Origin of the sequence: Variovorax sp. J22R115 (assembly GCF_030317005.1) — a bacterium.
Classification (GTDB): domain Bacteria; phylum Pseudomonadota; class Gammaproteobacteria; order Burkholderiales; family Burkholderiaceae_C; genus Variovorax.
The window spans coordinates 37,579-50,966 of the sequence record NZ_JASZYM010000022.1; the positions used below are offsets into that span (position 1 = coordinate 37,579).

Consider the following 13,388-nt stretch of genomic DNA (forward strand, 5'->3'; position numbering starts at 1 on the left):
TGGAGTCAACATGATGGGACGATTTGCTGCGCTGGGATTTGCCGTGTTCCTGTCGGCTTGCGCGAGCACGCCGACGAATGTCAAGACCGATTTCGACCCCGGCACGAACTTCGCCCGCTTTCGCACCTACAGCTGGATAGCGAGGCCGGAAGGTGTCGCTTCGCCGCTGGTGCAGCAGCGCATCGTCGACGGCGTCGATTCTCGCCTGCAGGGCAATGGATGGAAGCTCGTACCCAACGGCGACGTGCACGTTGCCGCGCGAGTGACCACCTCGGAGCGGCAGACCGCCAACACCTCCAGTGTCGGCTACATCGGTTGGGGCGGCTTCGGCCCTCCCGCAACGGGGGCGCGGGTCGATACCTATGAAGTGGGCACGCTGGTGGTCGACATGTACGACGGCTCGCGCAAGCAGGCGATCTGGCGCGGCTCGGCGAGCGGAACGCTGGACAGCGATCCCGCCAGGACGACGGCCCTGCTGCAAGCGGCGCTCGACAAGATGTTTGCCGGCTTCCCGCCGGGCAGCACACCGGCGAAATGACCTGACGCCGGGCCGCGGTCCCATCGGGATAGGTGGCACTACGTACGTGCTAGGTAAGTGCGCGGACCGCTTTCGCGCGCGCGTTCCGCGCCTACCATTCATCGGAAGGCCCGCGCTCGGGTCATCGGATGGTCCATCGCATGTCCCAACCCATTCCCCCCATCCCGCCCGTGGCCGCGGAAACGGAAACTGTGCCGGGACGGACGGCAGCGCCCGCAAGTTCCGCCCAGCGCACCGAGCAAGCGCAAAAGCAGGAAATGCGACGCATGGTGTTCGGCCTGGTCAAGCCCTACCGCGGCTGGCTGGCTATTGTGCTTGCCGCGATGGTGGTCGAGATCCTCATGAGCCTGGCATCGCCCTGGCCGCTCAAGCTGGTGCTCGATGACGCGCTCGGCAACCACCACCTGCCCTCGTGGCTCGAGTGGGCGCACCAGCTCGGCATCGGCCGGCACACTCTGGGCGTGGCGCTTTTCGCCGGCATTGCCACCCTGATGATCGCCATCATCGGCGGCATCGCCACCTACATCGACAACTACTACACCACCAGCATCGGGCAGTACGTTGCCAACGACCTCCGCCTGCGAATCTACGAGCACCTGCACCGGCTGTCGCTCGGCTACTACGACAACGCCAAGACCGGCTCACTGATGTCCACCATCACCAGCGATGTCTCGACGGTGCAGAGCTTCGCCTCCTCCTCGACCCTCGGCATCCTGGTCGACGTCGTGACGATCGTCTTCATGCTCGGCTTGATGATCTGGCTCGATTGGGACTTCACCCTCATCGCGATCGCGGTGATGCCTTTCCTGCTGCTGTTCGTCTTTCGCTTCAAGAAGGCGGTGAAGGAGGTCACGCGCGAGGTGCGCCTGCGCCAGAGCGAGATCGTCGCCGTCGTTCAGGAAGGGCTGGGCCAGGTGCGCGCGGTCAAGGCATTCGGCCGGCAGGATCTCGAAGTGACCCACATGGAAGCTGCGAGCCTGGCCTCCACCGAGGCCGCGTTGCGCGCGCGCCGCATCAAGTCACTGCTGTCGCCGGTGGTCGCGGTGGTGGTGGCGCTGTGCACCGGCATCGTGCTCTGGAAAGGCACCGCGCTGATCGTCGCTGGCACCATGACGGCGGGTGCGCTGACGGTGTATCTGGCCTATCTGAGCAAGTTCTTCAAGCCGGTGAAGGACCTCGCCAGCATGGCCAGCACGATCGCCCAGACCACCGTCGCACTGGAGCGGATCCAGAAGATCCTCAGCGCCGACAACATCATCCACGAGCGTCCGGACGCCACGGAGCCGGGTCGAACCCGCGGCGAGATCACCTTCGAGCACGTGGCCTTCGGCTACGGCGACGAGCCGCTGGTGCTGCGCGATGTCTCCTTCAACATCAAGCCGGGCCAGGTGGTGGGTATCGTCGGGCCGACGGGCAGCGGCAAATCGACGGTGGTGAGCCTGATGCCGCGCTTCTACGACCCGAAGGGCGGGCGGGTGCTGATCGACGGCGTCGATATTGCCAGCCACAAGCTCTCGGGCCTGCGCTCGCAGATCGGCTTCGTGCTGCAGGAGACGGTGCTTTTCCGCGGCACCATCGGCGAAAACATCGCCTATGGCAAGCCCGGCGCGAGCAGGGAAGAAATCATTGCCGCCGCCAAGCTCGCCAACGCCGACGAGTTCATCAGCCGCATGCCGCACGGCTACGACTCGCTGGTCGGGGAGCGCGGCGACACGCTCTCGGGCGGCCAGCGCCAGCGCATCGGGATCGCGCGTGCCGTGATCCGCAACAGCCCGATCATGATCCTCGACGAGCCGACCGCGGCGCTCGACACCGAATCCGAGCGCCTCGTCATCGAGGGGCTGGAGCGGCTGATGCAGGGCCGCACCGTGATCATGATCGCGCACCGCCTCAGCACCCTGCGCAACGCTGACAAGATCATCGTGCTGAAGGACGGCATCGTGGTCGAGGAAGGCACCAACGACGAACTGGTCGCGCTCGGCGGCGTCTATGCCGAACTGCACCGGATCCAGTACGAAAACCCGGCCGCCCCTGCGGCTGCTTCTGCCTGAGGCCATCATGTCCCACCGCCTGATCGTTCTGCCCGACGACACCGCCAAGCCCATCCTCGACGCCATCAACGCGGCCAAGGATGCGCTGCAGATCCGGATGTTCCTGTTCACGGACGAAACCTTGCTCGCGGCGGTGATCGCCGCCAAGCAGCGCGGCGTGAAAGTGCGCGTGATGCTGAATCCGGCGCGTCGCAGCGGGGAAAGCGAGAACGAGGAAGCGCGCAAGGCATTGATCGATGCCGGCATCGAAGTGCGCGACAGCAACCCGAAGTTCGATCTCACGCACCAGAAATCGATGGTGGTCGATCATCAGGTCGGCTTTGTCGAGTCACTCAACTGGGAGCCCAGGGACCTGACCGAGACGCGCGACTACGCGGTCATCACCACCCATGACCTCGAAACGAAGGAAATGGTGGCCTGCTTCGATGCCGACTGGGAGCAGCAGGACTTCAAGCCGCACCCGGAGTCGCCGCTGATCTGGTGTCCGGACAACGGCCGCGTGCGTGTCGCGGCATTCATCGACGGGGCGAAGCATTCGCTCTGGGTGCAGAACGAGCGTTACCAGGACACCGTCATCATCGAGCGCCTGGTGCGCGCCGCGACGCGGGGTGTCAAGGTTCACATCCTGACCAAGCCGCCGCATTCGCTCAAGGCGGAAAAGCTGATCGAAGGGGTCGGCGGCCTGCGCATCCTGCAGGACGTGGGCGCCAAGGTTCACACGATGAAGCACCTCAAGCTGCATGCCAAGATGATGCTTGCCGATGGCAAGCGCGCGATCGTCGGCTCGATCAATCTGGCGCCGGGCAGCTTCGACGGCCGTCGCGAGTTGGCCATCGAGACCGACCATGCCGGCACCGTGCAGCGGTTGGAGGAAACGGCGCGCGCCGATTGGGAACTGTCGCACCGTATCGATCTCAGCGACGAGGGGCTGATGAAGGATCTCGCGAAGCGCGAACTCGATCCCGCCAAACTGGTGCTGGACGGCAGCGCGTCCCGCGAGAAGAAGCACAAGTCCAAGGGCTGACTCCGAAGGCATCGATGGCCGTCGCACCGTCATTGAAAGCGTGGTCGGGTGCGCTGCTCGCTGCGGTCGCCTCGGCATGCGTCGCACCGGCGGCGCTGGCAGCTGGCGGCGCCGAGTACGCGCTGCGCTGGGCGCCAGCCGACGGCGGCCCCGGCAGCATCGAAGAAGTTGCCACCCTGCTGCGGCTCCCGGCGGGCAAGCACGAGAAGTTCGAGGTCCGCTATTTCTCCACCGCGCAGGCCTCCGACCTGCCGCCGGGCGCCAGCGTCATCGTGCGAGAGCGCAGCAGCGGCTCCAAGACCGAATCGATGTACAAGCTCCGCAGTGCCGCGCCCTTGCAGGGCAATGAAGTGGGCACCGCCTTGCGCTGCGCCTTCCCGGCGGCAACCAAGCGCAAGAGCGAGGTGGATGTGGGCTGGACGGCCGAGGGCGCTCTCAAGAAAAACTATTCATACAGCTGCACGGCCGACGGCCTTGTCCGCACCGTCGCGCCGCCGGGCTTCGAGGCGCGGCCGACCGGCTGCAGCAGCAAGGTGCTGCGGATGGAGGCCAAGGACGTCAAGATCGAACGCTGGAGCTTGCCGGGCGGCGCACTGGCGCTGGAGGTTTCGTGGAACGGCGAGGACACGCCCAAGGACCTGGACCGATTCACCACCCGGGTTGCGCAGCCCTTGCTCGCCCGCGGCGTCAAGCCGCTGCAGGAGAGCAAGACCGAGCTGGGTAGCCGATGCTGACGGTGCTCGCGCGGACCTAGTGGTTGTCCCGCGGAATCCCGAAGGTCGCGTGAATCTTCTGGTACTTCACCGCAGGCTTCAGGACCATTCCTTCGGACAGCTCATCGACGATGCCGCGCTGGATTTCCTGCCACGGCGTCTGGCTCGCCGGGTACGGATAGCCGCCCGCAGCCTCCAGCCTGGCGCGGCGCTTGGCCAGTTCCTCATCGGACACCAGCATGTTCGCCGTGCGCTTCTTCAGGTCGATGCGTACGCGATCGCCCGTTTGCACCAGCGCCAGTCCGCCGCCGGTCGCCGCTTCGGGTGAGGCATTGAGGATCGACGGCGAGCCCGAGGTGCCCGATTGCCGGCCGTCGCCGATGCAGGGCAGGGCCGTGATGCCCTTCTTGAGGAGGTACGACGGCGCGCGCATGTTGACCACCTCGGCCGCGCCCGGATAGCCGACGGGCCCGACACCACGCATGAAGAGCACGCTCTTCGGGTCGATCTTCATCTTCGGGTCGTCGATGCGTCGGTGATAGTCCTCCGGCCCGTCGAACACGATGGCCGTGCCCTCGAAGGCCATCGGGTCCTTCGGGTCCTCGAGGTAGCGCGAATGGAACTCCGGCGTGATCACGCTGGTCTTCATGATCGCGGAGTCGAACAGGTTGCCCTTGAGGTTGAGGAAGCCGGCGTTCTTCTTCATCGGCTTCGCGTACGGAAAGATCACCTTGCGGTCGCTGGTGAACTGGCCTTCGCAGTTCTCGACGAGCGTCTTGCCGTTGGCGGTGAGGGCTGGCTTGATCTTGCCCTGCGCGATCAGCTCGGCGACCACTGCGGGCACACCGCCCGCACGGTAGTAGTCTTCGCCGAGGTACTCGCCCGCCGGCTGCAGATTGACAATCAGCGGGATCTTGTAGCCGTGCTTCTCCCAGTCGTCCGCCGTCAGCTCGACGCCGATGTGGCGCGCGATGGCGATCAGGTGCACCGGCGCGTTGGTCGAGCCGCCGAGCGCGGAGTTCACGACGATCGCGTTCTCGAAGGCGGCGCGCGTGAGGATGTCCGAAGGCTTCAGGTTCTCGCGCACCATCTCGACGATGCGCTTGCCGGTCAGGTAGGCCATTTCCTGGCGGTCGCGGTAGGGCGCCGGAATGGCGGCGCTGCCCGGCAGCGTCATGCCCAGCGCCTCGGCGAGGGAGTTCATCGTCGACGCCGTACCCATGGTGTTGCAGTGCCCGGTGGACGGTGCGGACGATGCGACCAGCTTCAGGAATTCCTGATAGCCGATCTTCCCCGCCGCCATCATCTCGCGCGCGCGCCAGACGATGGTGCCCGAGCCAGTGCGTTCGCCCTCGTACCAGCCGTTGAGCATCGGCCCCGAGTTGAGCGCGATCGCCGGAATGTCCACCGTCGCGGCGGCCATGAGTTGGGCCGGCGTGGTCTTGTCGCAACCGGTTGTCAGCACCACGCCGTCGATCGGATAGCCGTACAGCACTTCGACCAGCGACAGGTATTGCAGGTTGCGGTCGAGCGCGGCAGTGGGGCGCTTGCAGGTTTCCTGGATGGGATGGATCGGAAACTCGAAGGCGATCCCGCCCGCATCCCGAATGCCCTCGCGCGTGCGCTCGGCCAGCACCAGATGATGGCGATTGCAGGGTGCGATGTCCGAACCGGTCTGCGCGATGCCGATGATCGGCCGGCCCGACTGCAACTCGTCGAAGCCGAGGCCGAAGTTCATCGTGCGCTCCAGGTAGAGCGCGGTCATGTCGGCGTTGGCCGGATTGTCGAACCAGGCTTGGGAGCGCAATGCCAGCGCGCCCTTGGGTGAGTTCTTGGCCTTGTTCTTTGTCTTCTTGCTTGTGGGTTTCATCAGGACATTCCCTTCAGGGTCTCGCTAGCATTTGGCAGGGCCGCGCAGTCGTCGATGTACTGCTGGACGATGTCGGCGAAGTTGTCATGCGGATGCAGCCCGAGCCGCGCGGCGCGTGCGGCCGACGCGCCACTCGGCCAGTTGGCCACGATGCCGGCGATGCGCTCGTCGCGCTCGAAGCGAACGCGGGCGCGTACGGCCGGGCCCGCCACCTTTTCGAGTGCATCGAGCATGTCGCTGACACGCACGTTGAGCGCCGGCAGATTGAGCGCGGTGCGGCCGCAGAAAGCATCGCGGCTGGCTTCGTAGACGGCGATCAATCCATCGACCGTGCGCGACGGCGACGACACCGGATGCGACACGTCGGGTGAAACGGGGCAGATCGAGTCCACGCCCGCCAAGGGCTCGCGGATGATGCCGCTGAAGAAGGACGACGCTGCGCCGTTCGGCCTGCCGGGGCGCACGGTCACGGTCATGAGCCGCGCGGCGCGGCCGTCGACGTAGCCCTTGCGCGTGTAGTCGGCAATGAGGTGCTCGCAGATCAGCTTCTGCGTGCCGTAGGACGTCTGCGGCGCGGGCAGGGTGTCGTCGGCCACGATCTTCGGCAGCGGCACGGCCGGGTCGGGCCCGAACACCGCGACCGAACTGGAGAACACCACGCGCGGCATCTTGCCGCCGGCATTGACGTGCGCCCGGATGGCATCGAGCAGCGCACGCGTGCTGTCGAGATTCGAGCGCAGGCCCAGGTCGAAATCGAGCTCGCATTCGCCGGAGACGGCAGACGCCAGGTGGAAAACGCCATCGAAGGGCTCTTCGCGCAGCGCGTCGGTCTGCGCCAGCAGGGGTCCGGTGCGCGCTTCGACGCGCGCATCGGCGAGCAGGTCGGCCGGCGGTGGGGCGATATCGGTCAGGACGAGGCGATCGATGCGCTCGCCCGCCAAGATGCCGCGCTTCAGCAGCGCGCGTGCGAGGCGCGCGCCGACGAATCCGCCGCCCCCGGTGATCATGAGTTTCATGGAGTCTCCTTCATTGCTTGCGAGGTCGTGGGGTGGAAGAGACCGCAGCGCGCACGGCCCTGGCCGCTGCCTGCCGACGGCGGCCATCGATGATGCCGCCTTCGACAAGCCGCTGCTCTCCGCGGATCAGATGTTCGTTTGCACGAAGTCGCGCCGCGACGGGGTCGTGCGCGGCAATGGCCTCGAAGATGGCGCGGTGCTCGCCCTGCACCGCAGTCATGAAGTCGATGCGCCGGGCTTCATTGCCGCGCGTGATGCGCATGCCTTCGCGCAGGTATTGCTCCAGGAAGCCGAGCAGCAGCCGGAACTGCGGGTTGCCGGTCGATTCGCCAATCACGCGGTGGAAGGCCAGGTCCTCGGCCACTCCGTCGCGGCCGTCCGCCACGGCCTCGTCGATGGCCTTGAGCGCCCGGCGCAATGCCGCGATCTGCGCGCGGGTGGCCCGCTCGGCGGCCAGCGCGGCGATCTCGCCTTCGAGCACGCGCCGCACCTCGACCACGTGGACGACGGCCTGCACGGAGGTCAGCACGGTCGGGTCGAAGGCCAGGGGCAGGTTGACCGGCCGCGGCGCCACGTAGACGCCCGAGCCCTGGCGCGACTGCACCATTCCCTTGGACTTGAGTTGATGCACGGCCTCGCGGACCACCGTGCGCGAGACGCCGTGCGCCGAGGCCAGTTGCTGCTCGGTCGGCAGCCGATCGCCGGGCTGCAGGGTACCGGACTCGATCTGAGCGCTCAACAGCGCCGCCAACCGATCCGACAGCCGATCGACGATCAACTGCAGGGGCTGGGATGGGGCCGAAGTCCGGACGGCGGTGGAGGAAGTGAGCTCGGTTATCAGGTCATCATACAAATTTACGGGGGTTAATGCGTACCGGTTTGCCCTGATGCGCGGGTTTGTCGCAATGCCAATACTCCGCGGTTGCGACGTGGAGCCTTCCGTGTCGTTGCGTCGACCCGCGAACTTTCAGGACTTCAGTGCATGGCCAGTGTCACGATCCAGGCAGTCAAGAAGAACTTCGGTGATGTGCCCATCCTCCACGGGGTGGACATCGACATCAAGGACGGCTCCTTTACCGTGCTGGTGGGCCCGTCGGGTTGCGGCAAGTCGACGCTGCTGCGCATGATCGCCGGACTGGAGGAGATCAACGGCGGCGAAATCCGCATCGGCGACAAGCGCGTCAACGACCTGCCGCCGAAGGAGCGGGACATCGCGATGGTGTTCCAGAACTACGCGCTCTATCCGCACATGACGGTGCGCGACAACATGGCCTTCGCACTGGCGCTGGCAAAGACCGACAAGCCAACCATTGAGGCCAAAGTGGGCCGCGCGGCGGAGATCCTCGCGCTCACGCCGCTGCTGGAGCGCTATCCGCGCCAGCTCTCGGGTGGCCAGCGGCAGCGGGTGGCGATGGGCCGGGCCATCGTGCGCGACCCACAGGTCTTCCTATTCGACGAACCGTTGTCCAACCTCGACGCCAAGCTGCGCGTGGCGATGCGCAGCGAGATCAAGGAACTACACCAGCGCCTGAAGACCACGTCGATCTACGTCACGCACGACCAGATCGAGGCCATGACCATGGGCGACAAGATCGTGGTGATGCGCGACGGCCGCATCGAGCAGACGGGCAGCCCGCTCGAGCTGTACGACCATCCGTCCAACCAGTTCGTCGCCGGCTTCATCGGCTCGCCGGCCATGAACTTCCTGCCGGGCACGCTGCGGCGCAGTGCCGGCGCGGCGAAGGTCGAACTGGCGGACGGCACGCACCTCGATGCTCCATTGCTTGCGGGTGGCGTCGACGGCCAGCCCGTCGTCTATGGCACCCGCCCCGAGCACCTGAGCCTATCGGACAACGGCGGCATACCCGCAAGAGTGGTCGTGCTGGAACCGACCGGCATGGACACCTTCGTCGCATGCCGTCACGAAGGCGCCGAGATCTCGGCGGTCTTCCGCGAGCGCTACGACTTCGCACCGGGCAGCACGATTCGCCTGCAGCCCGACCTTCAGCGAGCGCACCTTTTCGACGCAGGCACCGGCCAGCGGCTGGTGGCTTGAGTTTCTTTCTGGCCGTTCAACAACAGGAGACATGAATGAGTGACTTCAATCGCCGCAAGATTCTGAAAAGTTCGGCCGGGATTGCCGCCGCTGCCTCGCTCGGCGTCGGCACCGCGATCTTCTCGCCGCTGGCGAATGCCCAGACGCTGACTTTCAAGCCCGAGAAGGGCGCCAAGCTGCGCGTGCTGCGCTGGAGCCGCTTCGTGCAGGGCGACATCGACGCCTACATGGCGAACGTCAAGAGGTTCACCGAGACCACCGGCGTCGAGGTGCGCGTCGACAACGAAGGCTGGGAAGACGTGCGGCCGAAGGCGGCCGTCGCAGCGAATACCGGTGCCGGCCCGGACATCATCCTGTCCACCAACGACGACGCGAACCTGTATCCGGACAAGCTGCTCGACGTCACAGACCTCGCCGAATACCTCGGCAAGAAATACGGCGGCTGGTATCCGGCTGCCGAGATGTTCATGCGGCCGGACGGCAAGAAGTGGATCGGCCTGGCGCTGGGCGCATCCGGCTCGCTGATCGTCTATCGCGAGAGCATGGTCAAGGCGGCAGGCTTCGACAAGTTTCCGACGAACACCGACGACTTTCTCAAGCTCTACAAGGCGATGAAGGACAAGGGCACCCCCGGCGGCATGGCGCTCGGCAACGCGACCGGTGACAGCGTGTGGACCAACTGGCTCATCTGGTCCTTCGGCGGCAAGCTGGTCGACAAGAACAACAAGGTGGTGATCGACAGCCCCGAGACGCTCAAGGCACTGGAATACGCCAAGGAGCTCTATGCCAACTTCATCCCCGGCACGCTGTCGTGGCTGGACCCGAACAACAACAAGGCCTTCCTCGACGGGCAGATCGGCGTCACCAACAACGGCATCTCGATCTACTACACCGCCAAGAACTCGTCCGATCCGAAGGTCAAGGAGATGGCCGCCGACATCAACCACGCCGTGTTCCCCGTCGGGCCGGTGGGCGTGCCGACCGAGTCGCATCTGTTCTTCAACCAGATGATCATGAAGTACACCAAGTACCCGCAGGCCTCCAAGGAGTTCCTGCGCTTCATGATGGAGCGCCCGCAGTTCGACGACTGGCTCAAGGGCGGCGGCGGCTATGTCGCGCAGCCGCTGCGCGCCTACGAGGCGAACCCGATCTGGACGTCGGATCCGAAGAACACGCCCTACCGTGACTCGGTCAAGAACCTGCGTCCGGCAGGCTACGAGGGCAAGCTGGGCTACGCATCGGCCGGCGCTGCAGCCGACTTCATCATTCCCAACATGGTGGCCGAGGCAGCGAGCGGCTCCAAGACGCCCAAGGAAGCGGCGGAGCGCGCTCAAAAACGCGCCGAGCGTTACTACAAGGTTTGAAGCCTTCCGACGGGACTCGATGACCACGCGACTGGCCAAGCTCCAGAACAGCCGCAACGCCCTCGGCTTCATGTTCATGTTGCCGGCGGCGGTGCTGTTGCTGCTGTTTCTCACCTATCCGCTCGGGCTCGGCACCTGGCTGGGCTTCACCGACGCCAAGGTCGGCCGGCCGGGCGAGTGGATCGGGCTGGAGAACTACCAGTTCCTCTGGAACGACGCCGTCACGCGGCTGGCCTTGTTCAATACGCTCTTCTACACGGCAGTGGCGAGCGTGTTCAAGTTCTTCCTCGGCTTGTGGCTGGCGGTGCTGCTGAACAAGAACATCCGCTTCAAGACCTTCTTCCGCGCCGTCATCCTTCTGCCCTACATCGTGCCCACCGCGCTGTCGGCGATCGCGTTCTGGTGGATCTACGACTCCCAGTTCTCGATCATCAGCTGGGCGCTGATGAGGATGGGGTTGATCGACAAGTACATCGACTTTCTCGGCGATCCGTGGAATGCGCGCTTCGCTGTCATCGCCGCCAACGTGTGGCGCGGCGTGCCCTTCGTCGCCATCACCTTGCTCGCGGGCCTGCAGACCATCTCGCCGTCGTACTACGAAGCATCGGCCATCGATGGCGCGACGCCGTGGCAGCAGTTCCGCCACGTGACCATGCCGCTGCTCACGCCGATCATCGCGGTGGTGATGACTTTTTCGGTGCTGTTCACCTTCACCGACTTCCAGTTGATCTACGTCATCACGCGCGGCGGGCCGCTCAATGCGACGCACTTGATGGCGACGCTTTCCTTCCAGCGCGCCATCTCGGGCGGTGCCCTGGGCGAAGGCGCGGCCATCGCGATTGCGATGGTGCCTTTCCTGCTGGCCTGCATCATGTTCAGCTTCTTTGGCCTCCAGCGGCGGGCGTGGCAACAGGGGGGATCTGACAAATGAGCACGAAGCCCGGCCAAATCGACGTTGTCGGCATGAGCTATCTGGAGACCGTGCCGCGCAAGGCGATCACGGTGTACCTGCCGCTGCTCGTGTTTCTCATCGTGCTGCTGTTCCCGTTCTACTGGATGGCGATCACCTCGGTGAAGCCCGAAGCCGAACTGCTGTCGCGCGAAGGCAATCCCTTCTGGGTGATCGGGCCGACGCTCGCGCACTTCCACAAACTGCTGTTCGACACTGCCTATCCGGAATGGCTCTGGAACACCGTGCTGGTCTCCGTGGTCTCCACCTTCTTCTCGCTGGCGGCGTCGGTGTTCGCTGCCTATGCCATCGAGCGGCTGCGCTTCAGGGGCTCGCGCCAGACCGGGCTCGCGATCTTCCTGGCCTATCTGGTGCCGCCGTCGATCCTGTTCATTCCGTTGGCGAACGTAGTCTTCAACCTCGGCCTCTTCGACACGCGCCTGGCGCTGATCCTGACCTATCCGACCTTCCTGATTCCCTTCTGCACCTGGCTGCTGATGGGCTACTTCCGCTCGATACCGGCCGAGCTGGAGGAGTGCGCGCTGATCGACGGTGCCAGCCGCTGGCAGATTCTCGTGAAGATCGTGCTGCCGCTCGCAGTGCCGGGGCTGATCTCGGCCGGCATCTTCGCCTTCACGCTGTCGTGGAATGAATTCATCTACGCACTGACCTTCGTCTCGTCGTCCGAGATCAAGACGCTGCCCGTGGGCGTGGTGACCGAACTGGTGCAGGGCGACGTCTACCAGTGGGGCCCGCTGATGGCCGGCGCGCTGCTGGGGTCGTTGCCGGTGGCCTTCATCTACTCGTTCTTCGTCGAGTACTACGTCTCGGGCCTGACGGGCTCCGTCAAGGAGTAGGGGCAGGGGAAGGGCCGGACACAGCCCTGCGCTTCGTCGCGAGCACGATGAGCGACAGGGGCGCCACCTCGGTGTCTTCCAGCACGGCCTCGCGACGACCCGGTGCCGTCCCGGCCGTCGGCTCGCCCAGTTTCTCGATCGCGAAACCGGCGCCGACGACAAGGTCGATCCACTGACTGAGCGTCCGATGGAAGATGGGCGTCTGGAACGGCGCGACCTTCTGCCGCTGCTTCCTGGACAGCATCGAGAACCACCAGGTGTCCACTCTTCCCGTCGTCGTTGCGAAGTAGTCGCCGATCTCGATGGCGCGCGTCTTGCCATTGCGCCGGCGCAGCACCTTGCGATGCGGCGGCACAAAACAGGGATGAAGAATGGAAAACTGGAGAAAACCGCCGGACCGCAGCACCCGGTTCGCTTCCCGCAAGGCGCGCTGAGGGTCGGGCATGTCCATCAGCGACATGAAGGCCGTGACGAAATCGAAGGACTCTTCAACGAAGGGCAGCGCCATGCCGTCGCCGACGCGGAATTCGATGCCCAGCGGATCCTTGCACTCAGTCTCCTGCGCATGCCGGACGAAGGTCGGGGCGATGTCGACCGCCATCATCTTTGCGCCGCGCCGCGCGAGTTGCCGTGTATTGGAGCCTTCGCCGCATCCGACGTCCAGGCCTTCCCGCCCCTGGATGGCCGGCAACTGGGCCATGAAGGCGGGCGTGTTGACCGCATCGCGAAAGATGTCGAAGCCGCTGCGGGCCTGCCGGGTCCAGGCTTCGGCGTTGGCTTCCCAATGTCTGGCTACGTCGGTTGAATCCAAGGCGCGTTCCCTTTCAGAGGGTGGGGTCTGTGTGTCTCCGTTCGCCGGTGGCCACGCATTGCGCCGCGTGTTGGTGGCTCGGCCGGTGATGATGTCCAGCCTATTGGGAAGCCCGGGGATGAGGACGTCATCCTCCAAA

At 65.3% G+C, this 13,388-nt stretch carries 12 protein-coding genes; 8 read left to right on the forward strand and 4 right to left on the reverse strand.

From position 1 onward, the window contains the following. Positions 1 to 10: 10 nt before the first annotated feature. From QTI04_RS29655 to QTI04_RS29670, 4 genes are all read left to right on the forward strand, one after another. The gene (locus QTI04_RS29655) at positions 11 to 538 is read left to right on the forward strand and encodes a DUF4136 domain-containing protein (RefSeq protein WP_286618803.1); all 528 of its coding nucleotides are present in this window, start codon (positions 11 to 13) and stop codon (positions 536 to 538) included. A gap of 140 nt (positions 539 to 678) precedes the next feature. Beyond that, positions 679 to 2,589: an ABC transporter ATP-binding protein gene (locus QTI04_RS29660; RefSeq protein WP_286618804.1), complete on the forward strand. Its 1,911-nt coding sequence runs from the start codon at positions 679 to 681 to the stop codon at positions 2,587 to 2,589. A gap of 7 nt (positions 2,590 to 2,596) precedes the next feature. After that, positions 2,597 to 3,613, forward strand: a complete 1,017-nt coding sequence (locus QTI04_RS29665; protein WP_286618805.1) for a phospholipase D-like domain-containing protein — start codon at positions 2,597 to 2,599, stop codon at positions 3,611 to 3,613. 14 nt (positions 3,614 to 3,627) lie between these two features. Then, positions 3,628 to 4,347, forward strand: coding sequence for a hypothetical protein (locus QTI04_RS29670; RefSeq protein WP_286618806.1), 720 nt, complete (start codon positions 3,628 to 3,630; stop codon positions 4,345 to 4,347). Between the two features lie 16 nt (positions 4,348 to 4,363). Here QTI04_RS29670 and QTI04_RS29675 read toward each other — a convergent pair whose 3' ends face one another. Genes QTI04_RS29675 through QTI04_RS29685 form a run of 3 tightly spaced genes read right to left on the reverse strand, consistent with a single transcriptional unit; the run spans position 4,364 to position 8,065 of the window. Further along, on the reverse strand, positions 4,364 to 6,196 hold the full coding sequence (locus QTI04_RS29675) for an IlvD/Edd family dehydratase (protein ID WP_286618807.1): 1,833 nt from the start codon (positions 6,194 to 6,196) through the stop codon (positions 4,364 to 4,366). Next, entirely contained in the window at positions 6,196 to 7,212 is a 1,017-nt protein-coding gene (gene denD, locus QTI04_RS29680; protein WP_286618808.1) for a D-erythronate dehydrogenase, read from the reverse strand. The genes QTI04_RS29675 and denD overlap by 1 nt, the downstream gene beginning before the upstream one ends. Before the next feature lie 10 nt (positions 7,213 to 7,222). Next, positions 7,223 to 8,065, reverse strand: coding sequence for a FadR/GntR family transcriptional regulator (locus QTI04_RS29685; RefSeq protein WP_286618809.1), 843 nt, complete (start codon positions 8,063 to 8,065; stop codon positions 7,223 to 7,225). Positions 8,066 to 8,194: 129 nt separating this feature from the next. Here QTI04_RS29685 and QTI04_RS29690 point away from each other — a divergent pair, with 129 nt between their 5' ends. From QTI04_RS29690 to QTI04_RS29705, 4 genes are read left to right on the forward strand one after another with little or no spacing between them, the layout of a single operon-like run. Then, the gene (locus tag QTI04_RS29690; RefSeq protein ID WP_286603750.1) at positions 8,195 to 9,268 is read left to right on the forward strand and encodes an ABC transporter ATP-binding protein; all 1,074 of its coding nucleotides are present in this window, start codon (positions 8,195 to 8,197) and stop codon (positions 9,266 to 9,268) included. A 35-nt stretch (positions 9,269 to 9,303) separates the two neighbouring features. After that, on the forward strand, positions 9,304 to 10,632 hold the full coding sequence (locus QTI04_RS29695; RefSeq protein WP_286603748.1) for an ABC transporter substrate-binding protein: 1,329 nt from the start codon (positions 9,304 to 9,306) through the stop codon (positions 10,630 to 10,632). A 19-nt stretch (positions 10,633 to 10,651) separates the two neighbouring features. Then, the gene (locus QTI04_RS29700) at positions 10,652 to 11,563 is read left to right on the forward strand and encodes a carbohydrate ABC transporter permease (RefSeq protein ID WP_286603747.1); all 912 of its coding nucleotides are present in this window, start codon (positions 10,652 to 10,654) and stop codon (positions 11,561 to 11,563) included. Then, on the forward strand, positions 11,560 to 12,438 hold the full coding sequence (locus QTI04_RS29705) for a carbohydrate ABC transporter permease (RefSeq protein ID WP_286603746.1): 879 nt from the start codon (positions 11,560 to 11,562) through the stop codon (positions 12,436 to 12,438). The genes QTI04_RS29700 and QTI04_RS29705 overlap by 4 nt, the downstream gene beginning before the upstream one ends. Here QTI04_RS29705 and QTI04_RS29710 read toward each other — a convergent pair. Further along, positions 12,428 to 13,249, reverse strand: a complete 822-nt coding sequence (locus QTI04_RS29710; RefSeq protein ID WP_286618810.1) for a class I SAM-dependent methyltransferase — start codon at positions 13,247 to 13,249, stop codon at positions 12,428 to 12,430. The genes QTI04_RS29705 and QTI04_RS29710 overlap by 11 nt on opposite strands. Positions 13,250 to 13,388: the final 139 nt, after the last annotated feature.